This is a genomic window from Agrobacterium sp. LMR679 (assembly GCF_027157905.1).
Lineage (GTDB): Bacteria > Pseudomonadota > Alphaproteobacteria > Rhizobiales > Rhizobiaceae > Agrobacterium > Agrobacterium leguminum.
Genome location: NZ_JAPVOJ010000001.1, coordinates 1151130 through 1163850, shown reverse-complemented (window position 1 = coordinate 1163850; position 12721 = coordinate 1151130). Strand labels below are relative to the sequence as shown.

The following is a 12721-nucleotide window of genomic DNA, read 5'->3' as shown; positions in this document are numbered from 1 at the left end:
AGAAACAGATGCGGTTCGTGGTCTACAGCGCCAAGCCCTATGACAGGCAGTTCCTTGACGCTGCCGCCCATGCTGGTATGCGGATGCAATATTGCGAAGCACGCCTGTCTCTCGAGACAGTGGCGCTGGCGGAGGGAGCGGCGGCGATCTGCGCCTTCGTTAACGACGACCTGTCGCGGCCGGTGCTTGAAAAGCTTGCTGAAATGGGTGTTCGGCTCATCGCCCTGCGCTGCGCCGGTTTCAATCAGGTCGATCTCGCCGCCGCCGAAAAGCTCGGCCTGACCGTTGCGCGCGTGCCGGCCTATTCGCCCTATGCGGTCGCCGAACACACCATGGCGCTCATCCTGTCGCTCAACCGCAAGATTCATCGCGCCTATAACCGTGTCCGCGAAGGAAACTTCGCCCTAGATGGCCTTCTCGGCTTCGATCTTCACGGCAAGACGGTCGGCATTGTCGGCACGGGCAAGATCGGGGCGATTTTCGCGCGCATTGCGGCCGGCTTCGGCTGCCGTCTCGTCGGCCATGACGTACGGCCAAATCCAGATTGTGAAGCACTGGGCATGGTCTACGTCACGCGCGAGGAACTGTTTCGAACATCGGACATTCTGGCGCTGATGTGCCCGCTCACACCGGAGACCCGTCACCTCATTCGCCGGGAGACGCTGCCGCTGCTGAAAAAGGGCGTGATGCTCGTCAATACCAGCCGCGGCGCCATCATCGATACGCAGGCCGCGATTGCGGGCCTGAAAGACGGCACGATCGGCAGTCTCGGCATCGATGTCTATGAAGAAGAGGCCGATCTCTTTTTCGAGGATCTTTCCAACGACGTGCTGCGCGACGATGTTTTTGCGCGGCTGCTGACCTTCCCCAATGTTCTGGTCACCGGCCATCAGGGCTTCTTCACGCAGGAGGCCCTCAGGAACATCGCGGACACCACGATCGGCAATATCGAAAGCTTTTTCAGGACCGGCAGGGCGCTACATGCGGTTTCCACGGAGCAGCTAGCAAGCCCCTAAAAGTCGCGAACAATAAGGTCCGATATGTCACAATCGGGCCACGCGCAGATTGTTCGTCGTACCGGACTGGCCGAACGGAATACCGCTGACGATGACGAGATTATCACCGGCGCGGGCCAGACCGACATGTTTCGCAAGCCATGCCGCCTGTTCGAACCTGTCGTCAACGCCAAGATCTTCATCACAAAGACTGATTGCACCCCATAAAAGGCAAAGCCTGCGTGCCACCGCCATATCCGCCGTGATCGCCACGATTGGCAAAGACGGGCGCTCCCGTGCTATGCGAGCCGCCGTCACGCCGCTCGATGTGAAGGCTACAATGGCCGGCGCACCGACCGCGGTGGCGACATCGGCCGCCGCACCGGCCACCGCATGGGCGGGTGTAGGCTGCAGCGCCGGTTCCGTCGCCCGCAGGATCGAATTATAGAGCTTGTGACCTTCTGTACTGCGAATGATACGGTCCATCATCTCAACGGTTTCGACGGGATATCTGCCGGTCGCCGTTTCAGCGGAGAGCATTACCGCATCCGCGCCGTCATAGATCGCCATGGCAACATCCGACGCTTCGGCGCGTGTGGGTGATGCGGACGAAACCATCGAGTCCAGCATCTGGGTGGCGACAATGACGGGCTTCACCGCCTGACGGCAGGCGCGCACAAGCTCTTTCTGACGCCCAGGAACCTCCTCGGCAGGAATTTCGACACCGAGATCGCCGCGCGCCACCATCAGGACATCGGACAGGCTGATGATATCGTCGATCTTTTCGAGAGCGGACGGTTTCTCGATTTTTGCCACCAGCCCCGCACGTTCGCCGATCAGGCCGCGCGCCTCGATGAGATCGCCGGGTTTCTGCACGAAAGAAAGCGCGACCCAGTCGACACCGAGATCGAGACCGAAGGCGAGATCGTTGCGGTCCTTCGTCGTGAGCGGCGAGATATCCAATACTGTTCCCGGAATATTGACGCCCTTGCGGTCGGAAATCGTGCCGCCGAAGATCACCTCGGTCTCCAGCTCATCCGCCCCGACGCGCAAAAGACGGACACGTATGCGACCGTCATCGATCAGAAGATCGTCGCCGGGCTTTACGGCGGCGAATATTTCGGGGTGAGGCAGGGGATCGCCGACGTTTCCCCACTTTCTGAACGGAGAACGAAACGAACGACATCCCCCGCCGACACACTGGCCAACCCGCCCGCGATGCGCCCGAGCCTTATCTTGGGACCCTGCAAATCCTGCAATATGCCGATCGGCATCGCGATTTCCCGCTCGATCGTCCGGATCGCGTGGAAAACCCGGGCATGATCCTCATGCGAGCCATGGCTGAAATTCAGGCGAAACGTATCGACGCCCGTCAGGAACAGGGCTTTCAGCATTTCAGGCGACGCGCTGGCAGGCCCGACCGTCGCGACAATTTTTGCTTGGCGTTTACGATGCATGATCAATCAATCGGCTTTCGCCGCCCTTCAAAATACGAGAATTGCGCGGAAATCATTCACATTGGTCAGGGTGGGGCCTGTTTTCACCAGGTCACCGAGGTGCTCAAAAAAACGATAGCTGTCATGAGAGGCGAGATAGGCCTTCGCGTCGAGGTTCAGGGCCGCCGCTCTTACAAGCGTGTCCGGCGTAACGATCGCACCCGCCGCATCTTCCGTCCCATCGATACCGTCCGTATCGCAGGCGATGGCCCATAGTCCCGGGCGACCGTTCAAGGTGGCCGCAAGGGCGAGAAGAAACTCCGTGTTGCGCCCGCCGCGACCGGCACCGCCCGAACCGATGGTGACAGTCGCCTCACCGCCGGAGAGGATAACCGCGGGGCCTTTCAGCGGATGACCCCTGGTAGCGGCGGAAAGTGCGACGCCGCCCGATACGGTGCCGAGTTCCCGCGCCTCACCCTCCAGCGCATCGCCCAGTATCAGCGTTCGCAGCCCGGCCGCCGCCGCCACCTCCGCCGCCGCCTCAAGAGCAAGCGAGGGCGTCGCGATCATCCGCACATCGCTTGCCATGTCGTGAGATTTGGGCGTCTCATGGCCGCTTTCGAGGACGGCCAGTGCCGATGGCGGCAAGGCGATGCCGCGCCGGGCGAACGATCTCCCGGACCTCCGCGATGGTGCTGTCATCGGCGACGGTCGGGCCCGACGCAATGTCGGAAGGATCATCGCCCGGCACATCGGAAATCACCATGGTCACGAGGCGGGCAGGTTCCGCAGCCTTTGCAAGCTGCCCGCCCTTGATCACGGACAGATGCTTGCGGATGGCGTTCATCTCCCGGATGGTCGCCCCGCTTGCCAGCAGCGCCCTGTTTACCGCCTGCTTGTCCGCAAGCGACATATCGCCAGCGGGCGCAACGAGAAGGGCGGAACCGCCGCCGGAGATCATCGCTATGACCAGATCGCGTTTCGACAGTCCGGAAACCGCATCCAGCACGGCGCGCCCGGCCTCCAGGCTGCTCTCGTCGGGAACCGGATGAGACGCCTCGATGATGCGGATGCGGCCAGCCGGGACGGCGTGACCGTATCGCGTGACGACAACGCCGGAAACGTCGACGTCGGGCCATGCCGCCTCGAGTGCCGCCGCCATCGCCGCCGAGGCTTTTCCGGCGCCGACCACGATACACCGCCCTTGGGGCTTCGGCGGCAGGTGCCGCATCACCGCTTCCTGCGGATTGGCGCTTGCCACTGCTGCGTCGAACATCCGGCGCAGCAGCTCTCTTGCGGTCTCATCCGTCCAGCGCATGGTCGATCCGGTCACACGTTGGAGGAATAAATGGCGTCGACAACGGCGTCGGTCACGTCGTTTGTCGTTGCCGTGCCGCCGACATCCGGGGTCAGGATGCCCGAGCCCGTCACCCGTTCCACCGCCCGCATCAGCCGGGCGGATGCGTCGGCTTCGCCGAGATGATCCAGCATCTGCGCCGCCGTCCAGAACGTGGCGACCGGATTGGCGATGCCCTTGCCGGTAATATCAAAGGCGGAACCGTGGATCGGTTCGAACATGGACGGGAACCGCCGCTCGGGATCGATATTGCCGGTTGGCGCCACGCCAAGGCTGCCGGCCAGCGCGCCCGCAAGGTCGGACAGGATATCGGCATGAAGATTGGTGGCGACGATGGTGTCGAGGCTCTTCGGATTGAGCGTCATGCGAACCGTCATGGCGTCCACCAGCATCTTGTCCCAGGTCACATCGGGAAACTCTTCGGCGACTTCCGCCGCGATCTCATCCCACATGACCATGCCGTGACGCTGCGCATTGGATTTGGTCACGACCGTCAGCAGCTTGCGCGGGCGCGACTGCGCCAGTTTGAACGCGTAACGCATGATGCGGGTGACGCCGACACGGGTAAAGATCGCAACCTCGGTGCCGACCTCTTCGGGCAGACCGCGATGCGCGCGGCCGCCATGTCCGGAATATTCACCTTCCGAATTTTCACGGACGATGACCCAGTCAAGGTCGCCGGGACCGCAATTGCGCAGCGGCGGCGTGATGCCCGGCAGGATCTTCGTGGGCCGGACATTGGCATATTGGTCGAAGCCCTGGCAGATGGGCAGGCGAAGGCCCCACAGCGTGATGTGATCCGGCACATCCGGCGCGCCGACGGCGCCGAAATAGATCGCATCGAACTTCTTCAGCTTCGACAGGCCGTCGGACGGCATCATCACACCGTTCTTCTTATAATAATCGGAACCCCAATCGAAATTCTCTAAATTGAACTTGATGCCGCCGTCCCGCTTTTCGATGGCCGCAAGCACCCGGGTGCCGGCGGCGATGACTTCAGGGCCGATGCCGTCGGCCGGAATGGTAGCTATGGAATATTCGCGCATGTCTGGTCTCCGTTACGATATTGCTGGTTAAGGGCGCTGGCTTGCCGCACTGGCGGCTTCGGCGCTTTTTTGGCTTGTCTTCGACAGGACGAGGGTAAGAGCGGCCGAGAGAAGCAGGAGGCCGGCAACGAAATAGAGGCCGCCGCTGAAACCTCCGGTCTGGTCCTTGACCCAGCCGATGACGGAGGGGCCGACGAAACCGCCGAGATTACCGATGGAATTGATGGTGGCGATGCCGGCGGCCGCAGCCGGCCCGGACAGGAACAGCGTGGGCATGCTCCAGAGAGGCGGCTTCGAGCAGCTGATGCCGATATTGACCAGCGTCAGCGCGATGAGGACGGCAAAGACCGAGGCGGCGCCGGTTGCAAAAGCGAGACCCACCGCCGCCAACAGGCATGCACTGACGACATGCCATGTGCGTTCGCCTGTCCTGTCAGAATGGCGCGCCCAGAGAACCATGGCCACGACGGCGAAAATAGCGGGAACGGCATTGATGAAGCCGACCTGAAGCGACGAAAGCCCGAATTGCTTGATGATCTGCGGCGCCCAGATGCCGAGAGTATAAAGCCCGGCGGACGTGCCGAAATAAACGAGCGAAAGCGCAAGGACGCGCATGTCCGCAAGACCGGCCCAGATGCTATGGCTCGACTTCGCGGCCTTCGATGCCTGTTCCTCGTTCATGGTCTTGACGAGCCAGTCCCGCTCCTCCGTCGTCAGCCAATTGGCTTTTTCCGGGCGGTCCGTCAGATAAAACAGGACGACAACACCGAGAATAACGGCGGGTGCGGCTTCGATCAGGAACATCCATTGCCAGCCGGCGAGACCCATCAACCCGTGCATTTCCATCAGCGCACCGGAAATCGGCGAACCGAGCACCGTCGATAGCGGCGCAGCCGCCATGAAGATTGCGGTCACGGCGGCGCGGCGGCGGGCAGGAAACCAGAAACTCAGATACAGAATGATGCCGGGGAAAAAGCCGGCTTCAGCAATTCCGAGCAGGAACCGCAGCGCATAAAAACTCGGAATGCCCTGGACGAAGGCCATGCCGCCCGAAATGAACCCCCAGGTGATCATTACCCGCGCAATCCAGATGCGGGCGCCGACCTTGTTCAGAATCAGGTTGGAGGGAACCTCGAACAGAAAATAGCCAAGGAAAAGATGCCGGCGCCGATGCCGAACACCGTGGATGAGAAACCAAGATCCTGATTCATCGTCAAGGCCGCAAAACCTATGTTCACGCGGTCGAGGAACGCGATGAAATAGAGCAGCATGATAAAGGGTACGATGCGGAATGTAATTTTGCGCAAGACGCGCGTTTCCAGCTCGCTGGCCACGGCATTTTCCTCCCAGTTTGAAATCGATGAGCGCACCTCCTGCGCTGATCAACTCTTTTCCTCCTGGACGCCGTTGACCTCAATCGACAGAGAATTATATAATTTTTTGATATAATCGGGAGAAAGCCATGGAACTCGGCCAGTTGCGATGCTTCGTATGCGTTGCGGAAGAATTGCATTTCGGACGGGCCGCACAAAAGCTGGATATGTTGCCGGCCTCTCTCGGCCGGCACATCAGGCTGCTTGAGGAGTTCCTCGGCGCCAAGCTCGTCCTGCGCACCACGCGCAATGTTGGCTTGACCACGGATGGCGCGATGCTTTTGCCGGAGGCGCGGCAACTCGTGGAAAAGGCCGATGCACTGGTGGCGCGCTTTCGGGCCTCCGGCGGTGATGGTGAAAAAGTCGTCCGGATCGGAGCTATCGACAGTGCCGCCGCCGGGCTTCTGCCCATGCTGCTGCACGATCTTCGCGTTCTCCATCCCTCAATCGCCACCCAGCTGATTGAGGACAAGACGATACGCCTCATTCCGCGCCTGCTTTCCGGCAGGATAGACCTTGCCTTCATCCGCCCGCCCGATATCATCGACAGCCATATCAAAACGCAGAGGCTATTTCACGAAACGGCAGTTGTCGCCGTTTCCGTCAATCATCGGCTGGCGAAACGGGAAAGCCTGCGCATCAGGGAACTTGCGGACGAACCGCTGATTGTCCCGGAACGCCGGTCGAGGCCGCACAGCCATGATCTGACGATCAAGCTTTTCACCGAAGCGGGGCTTCAGGCGCGTATCGCCCAGCTGGCGGATGAGAAACAGACCATCGTCAATCTGGTGGCGGCGGAAATAGGCATCGCGATCGTTCCACAATGGACCTCGCGGCTGGCAGTGAGCGGCGTCTGCTTCATTCCCCTGACGGTCGAACCCGGAACCATGATCAGCAAATTGCCGCTTTCGGTCGCCTGGTTGAAGAATGCGCGCGATCCGGCACGAGACGCCATCATGGAGGTGCTCAACGCCAATCTTGCAAGATATGAAACATTTGCATGAAGGTGGGCAAAATTGGTATGATCATTGAGTTTTACTGAAATTCATCATACATATTTGACAGGCTTTACGCCTGCCTCGATTTCAATGCATGGTGACCGACGTGCCTGAACAGCAAAAACAGCGCAGCAAATCCTCCGGTTCTCTGGTCAGCAGAGTTAGCCTCAGCCTGAGAAACGCGATTGCCTCCGGGCAATATGGACCCGGCGACCGCCTGCCCAGCGAAATCGAGATGACGGAAACCCATGGCGTCAGCCGCACCGTGGTGCGCGAGGCGGTGACGGCGCTACGCTGCGACGGGCTGGTGGAGGTGCGTCAGGGGGCGGGCATTTTCGTGCTGAAGCGTGAAAAGGACGCATCGCCCACACCCGGTATCGACCGCGCCCGGCTCTCTTCCGATCTGGAGGTGCTGGAAATCAGGACGCCGCTCGAAATCGAAGCGGCGGGGCTCGCCGCCCTCCGTCGTTCGCCTTCGCAGGAAGAGGCGATTTTCGACTGTCACGCCCGGCTTCTGCGATGTATCGAGGAGAACCGCTCCATTCGCGAAGCGGATCTGGCGCTGCATCTGGCCATTGCGGCCGCCACCAACAATCCGCTTTTCACACAGTTCCTCGAGCTGCACGGTCAAGCCGTGATTCCACAATCGCGCGTGGTTTCCGAAACCGGCGAGAACGACCAGACAGCTTACCGGCGATTGATCCACAAGGAACATGAAGCCATCGTCATCGCCATATCGGACCGGAACGAACAGGCCGCGAAGCTGGCGATGCAGGCGCATCTGCGCGGCAGCCAGCACCGCTACCGCGACATGATGCGCGACCTGCGCGGCATCGCGCACAGCTAAAGGATTTCCAGTAAAACCGGGTTGTAGCTCTGTGCTCCGAAAGGGGCGATCAGGAGCTACGGCGCTTCCCGCAGATCCGACCCCCAGACCTCGATTTGCGTCAGCGCGGGAAAGGGCGAAGGGTCGTCCGCCTTTTTAAGATCATGCAGACGAATCCATTCCACCTGGCGCGGTGCGACCGGGAAGGTTTGGGCCGCGCCGGTTTTTTGCAGGGAAAAGCTCGCGCTTTCGCCGTCGGAAAAAGTGACGCTCGCTTTTTCCCACCAGGCATCGTGGGGGAAGTCCGCCCGCAGGTAAAAAGTCAGCTGATCGATGAGGACCGCGCGACCGAATACAAGCGTCAGCGAAGCTTCGGGATCGCGGTTGATGCCCCAGCTTGTATAGGGCCAGAAGCCATGGCCCGCGCTCGCCTTTTCGCCATCGATGACATTGCGGGCTGCGAAGGCCGCCTCCCCGCGCGTTTCCGTGCTCGCATAAACATGCGGAAACAGCGAGGTGTTTTCATGATCATCAAACGGGTTGAGCGCCAGATTCCTGCGAACCCCGATTTCACCGGCAAGTGTGCGGCGCGCGGCGATCCGGTGAAGGTTACCGCTGAAAGCCAGCGGCGGATAGGATTTGCGTTTCGCCGCCGAAGGAACGGGCAGGATGAATTGGTTTCCGTGCAGGAAAACCAGCGTCGGCGGCATGCCGGCATCGAGCGTAAGCCAGATATGACCGGGCTGCGAAACTTCGACGACAAGCCTGTCACCCTCGCAATATTCTGAGCGATAGACGAGCAAAGCTTCGTCCTCCGCTCCGGCCTCCGCCAGAACATCACCCGCCGCATTAACGACCTTGAGTGTAAGTTTCATCGGCACTTCCTTAGCTGATCGTCAGGCACAGACGCTGGGCTGCGATGGGGATGAGAATGCGATAGATCACCGGCGGCCAGGACTGGCGAAGGCGGGCATCGTTGATTGTTATGGCTTCGATGGCGGGTTCTCCTGCCCCTTCGCAGGCTATCTCTCCCAGCCCCGCAAAGATCAGCCGACCCGACACGACAGCGGGCTTCTCGGCGACCATTAGCGACAGAACCGCCTCCTGCCCGCCCTGATAGTCGTCAAGGACTTGCACGTGGCTGCCACGCAGCAGTCGGACGCGGCGGCGATAGTGCTCAACACGCGCCACGGCGGGATAGGCCCCGGCTATATCGAAAGAGACTTCCGCCTGATCTTCAGAGAATTCGGTCACAAGATCTCTCGCCGCAAACTCTGCCCCGGCTGCCTGCATGACGCCGCCGAAAGTCGGCAGATTGTGGAAGGCCGATTGCATCGTCCAGATGTCGTAGCGTTGCGGCGAGAAGGTTTTTGCGGTGTAGGTTTCCACCCCGACATCGATGATGAACGGCCGGCCGTTCTTATAAAGCGTGAAACTGCCGACATCGTTGTGGTTGTGGCTCTCGCCATTATTGCCCGCCTTCACGGCAAGATCGAAGACCCCGTCGCGGGCAATCGCAAGACCGATACCGGGATAGGCGATATCGGTCTTTGCCGGTTCCGCTGGAATAAGCGCGGAAAATTCCGGGACGGCAAGCACCGCCTGGACCCGATACCAGAGGTTCCACTCCTTGCACATCAGCCGGTCCGGTGAGCGGTTCCAGCAGGCGGCAGCGAAAGCCTGCAGCGGCGGAGAAGAAACGGCCTTGCCGAAAAGATATTCCCGCACGCCGGATGTCTCGACCTTCGCCGGCGCATCGGCGAAGTTGAAGAACCGGTCCTCCGCCACGTGCATGTTGAGAATGAATTCGGCCATGCTGCGCAGCTTCGCCGCATGAAAGAGCGGCGCCATGGAGCCGGGCGCAGAGACTTCGAGAATGCTCATCGCCCCGAACAGGCAAAGTGCCGCATGGCCATAATAAAGAACGCCCTCTTCGCAGGCGCCGTCTTCCGCATAATCCTTCTGAAACGCATCGAGACTCTTGAGCGCCTTTTCCACGACCGAACGCCTTGTCGACTGTTCGGTGGGCAATAGCAGGCTCGAGAGAAGGACGTTCTGGGTGATCCAGGCCGTCCAGTTGTTCATCCGCTCGTCGCCATTCCCCATCCACCAGAAATGCCGGGCGAGATAGGGCTTTGTAATGCGCCGGTCGATCTCGGCGCGGACGCGGGAAACGAGGTTTACATTTGCCCTTTCCAGTTCCGGTGCCAGCAAATGCAGGCACAAAGCGAGATTGGCGCCCGTTTCGGCGGCGAACAGGTCGATCACCGGGTTCTGCGGATCGGGCAGAGGATCTCGCGGACCGCCGCGAATATGGGAATTATGGGCGGGCAATTGCCAGCCGCTCTCCTCGCATATCAGCCAAAGACCATCGATGATGGCATCGAGAAAGCGGCCCTGCCCCTCGGCGCATTCTCCAAGAACCAGCGCGTTCAGCTTCAGTCGTCGGGAAAAATAAAGCGCCTCGAAACGATCGCGATTGCCGGTGCGGCTATATTCCCGGTAGTCGCCCGCCAGAATGACGGACCAGGGCTCGTCAAGGGTCTGCTCCGCCGCCTCGATGAGACTACGGGAAACCGCGCCCGGTGCTGAAGACCGTATTTTCTGCGCCGTCAGTTCCGCGCCGAAATCGGCGAACCGTTCTGGCAGAAACCGCATCATTTCGACAAACACGCCCTCAAACCTCCCGCGCGTTCCGCAATCCGATATGGGCCTCCTATCATACGTATTTTTGAAAAACCAGAAAATTTGTCTGACTTTATGCAAAGTTGTTTGACCAATATCGATATTGTGTTATCCAGAGCGCGGGAGGCGGCAGGGCGAAGACCCGGACCGCAATGGAAAATGCAGGCAGCCGACACAGATGAAACAGTGAAACGGCGGCAATGGGAGATATGCTGTGGCAATCGCAACCGCGACCATGTCCGACAAGCAGGCGACTCCGTATCGCAGGAAAAAACTCCGCATCGTCTCTAAACGGCGGCGCAGAATAGAAAATGCGTTCGTCGCCTATTCCTTCATTGCGCCCAATTTTCTCGGCTTTGCGATTTTCACGCTCGGACCGATCCTCTTTGCCTTTGCGCTGGCCTTCATGCATTGGGATGGCTCCAATGCGATGCGTTTTGCCGGTCTCGATAATTTCTGGCGACTTTTCGAGGACAGGGCCTTCATCGCGGCCTTCTGGAACACGGTCATCTACACCGTCGCGTCGGTGCCGGCCACGCTCGCCTGCGCACTCGGCCTTGCGATCCTGCTCAACCAGAAAATCCTCGGCCGCAATTTCTTCCGCACGGCCATGTTCTTTCCCTATGTCGCATCGCTGGTCGCCGTGGCCGTCGTCTGGAACATGATTTTCAATCCGGAGATGGGTCCGGTCAACATGCTGCTCTATACGCTCGGCCTCGATCCCGCCGACATGCCGGGATGGGCGGCGGACCGTCACTGGGCCATGGTTACGGTCATTCTCTTCGGCGTGTGGAAGAGCATGGGTTATTACATGGTCATCTATCTCGCCGGGCTGCAGGGCATCAATTCGGAGCTTTATGAAGCCGCGGGGCTGGATGGCGCCAATGCCTGGCAGAAATTCATCCACGTCACCCTGCCACAGCTTGCGCCGACGACCTTTTTCGTGACCGTCATGCTGACGATCCAGTCCTTCAAGGTTTTCGATCAGGTCTACATGATCACACAGGGCGGTCCCGGCACCTCAACGCTGGTTCTCGTCTATCACATCTACAATGAGGCCTTCATCTCGTGGGATCTCGGCTATTCCAGCATGATCGCCCTCGTCCTGTTCTTCCTCGTCCTGCTGGTCACCATCGTCCAGTTCAAACGGCAGCGGGAGGATTGATCCATGCGCATCATGGGCCGCAAAATCCCCGCCGCCACGGTTGGCTTCTATCTGACGGTGATCGTCGTCACCATCGTCATGCTTCTGCCCTTCGCATGGATGCTGTCGGCGTCGCTGAAGCTCAGCCGTGACGTCTTCGCATTCCCGATCGAATGGATCCCCTCGCAGCCGCGGTGGGAAAACTATGTGGAAATCTGGACGAAAATCCCGCTGGCGCTGTTCATCTACAACACGTCGAAGCTGACGATCATCGTCACATTGCTGCAATTGCTGACTTCAAGCTTCGCAGCCTACGCCTTCGCCAAGCTGCATTTTCCCTACAAGAACACGCTGTTTCTCGGCTATATCGCCACCATCGCCATGCCCTGGCAGGTTTATATGGTGCCGCAGTTTCTGTTGATGCGCGAATTCGGGCTCAACAACACCCATCTCGCCCTGATTTTCCTGCAGGCCTTTACCGCCTTCGGCGTTTTCCTGATGCGGCAGTTTTACATGTCGATCCCGAACGAACTCTGCGAGGCGGCGCGCATCGACGGCATGAACGAATACCAGATCTGGGCGAAGATCATGCTGCCGCTTTCCAAACCTGCGCTTTCCACCTTGACGATCTTCACCTTCGTCACGACCTGGAACGACTTCATGGGTCCGATGATCTATCTCACCAAGACCGAGCTGAAGACCATCCAGATCGGCCTGCGCATGTTCATTTCGCAATATTCGGCGGAATACGGATTGATCATGGCCGCCTCGGTCGTGGCGCTTGTCCCGGTTCTCATCGTTTTCCTGGCGTTGCAGCGCTTCTTCGTCGAAGGCGTCGCCTCCACCGGCCTCAAGGGTTGA

Annotated in this window: 8 protein-coding genes and 3 pseudogenes; 5 read left to right on the top strand and 6 right to left on the bottom strand. The window is 59.9% G+C overall.

Features of this window, described 5'->3' with window-relative positions:
• Positions 1 to 8 precede the first annotated feature (8 nt).
• On the top strand, positions 9 to 1016 hold the full coding sequence (locus tag O3W47_RS05385) for a 2-hydroxyacid dehydrogenase (RefSeq protein ID WP_137453566.1): 1008 nt from the start codon (positions 9 to 11) through the stop codon (positions 1014 to 1016).
• 27 nt (positions 1017 to 1043) lie between these two features.
• Here O3W47_RS05385 and pyk read toward each other — a convergent pair.
• The 4 genes and pseudogenes from pyk to O3W47_RS05365 all read right to left on the bottom strand — a co-directional run bounded on the left by pyk (position 1044) and on the right by O3W47_RS05365 (position 6168).
• Positions 1044 to 2452 (bottom strand): annotated as a pseudogene (gene pyk, locus O3W47_RS05380) (pyruvate kinase).
• Positions 2453 to 2479: 27 nt separating this feature from the next.
• Positions 2480 to 3749, bottom strand: a pseudogene (locus O3W47_RS05375) (glycerate kinase type-2 family protein).
• Between the two features lie 11 nt (positions 3750 to 3760).
• On the bottom strand, positions 3761 to 4834 hold the full coding sequence (locus tag O3W47_RS05370; RefSeq protein WP_020808594.1) for a tartrate dehydrogenase: 1074 nt from the start codon (positions 4832 to 4834) through the stop codon (positions 3761 to 3763).
• A gap of 27 nt (positions 4835 to 4861) precedes the next feature.
• Positions 4862 to 6168 (bottom strand): annotated as a pseudogene (locus O3W47_RS05365) (MFS transporter).
• A gap of 128 nt (positions 6169 to 6296) precedes the next feature.
• Here O3W47_RS05365 and O3W47_RS05360 point away from each other — a divergent pair.
• Positions 6297 to 7211 carry a LysR family transcriptional regulator gene (locus O3W47_RS05360; protein WP_137453563.1) on the top strand — a complete coding sequence of 305 codons (915 nt, stop codon included), beginning with the start codon at positions 6297 to 6299 and terminating at the stop codon, positions 7209 to 7211.
• 88 nt (positions 7212 to 7299) lie between these two features.
• On the top strand, positions 7300 to 8052 hold the full coding sequence (locus O3W47_RS05355; protein ID WP_269313158.1) for a FadR/GntR family transcriptional regulator: 753 nt from the start codon (positions 7300 to 7302) through the stop codon (positions 8050 to 8052).
• Positions 8053 to 8108: 56 nt separating this feature from the next.
• Here the strand turns inward: O3W47_RS05355 and O3W47_RS05350 are convergent, their stop codons facing one another.
• Both O3W47_RS05350 and O3W47_RS05345 read right to left on the bottom strand, forming a co-directional pair.
• The gene (locus O3W47_RS05350) at positions 8109 to 8906 is read right to left on the bottom strand and encodes a carbohydrate-binding protein (RefSeq protein ID WP_269313157.1); all 798 of its coding nucleotides are present in this window, start codon (positions 8904 to 8906) and stop codon (positions 8109 to 8111) included.
• Positions 8907 to 8916: 10 nt separating this feature from the next.
• Positions 8917 to 10704, bottom strand: a complete 1788-nt coding sequence (locus O3W47_RS05345) for a heparinase II/III domain-containing protein (protein WP_269313156.1) — start codon at positions 10702 to 10704, stop codon at positions 8917 to 8919.
• 247 nt (positions 10705 to 10951) lie between these two features.
• Here O3W47_RS05345 and O3W47_RS05340 point away from each other — a divergent pair, with 247 nt between their 5' ends.
• Both O3W47_RS05340 and O3W47_RS05335 read left to right on the top strand, forming a co-directional pair.
• Entirely contained in the window at positions 10952 to 11881 is a 930-nt protein-coding gene (locus O3W47_RS05340; RefSeq protein ID WP_222857723.1) for a carbohydrate ABC transporter permease, read from the top strand.
• A 3-nt stretch (positions 11882 to 11884) separates the two neighbouring features.
• Entirely contained in the window at positions 11885 to 12721 is an 837-nt protein-coding gene (locus O3W47_RS05335; RefSeq protein WP_269313155.1) for a carbohydrate ABC transporter permease, read from the top strand.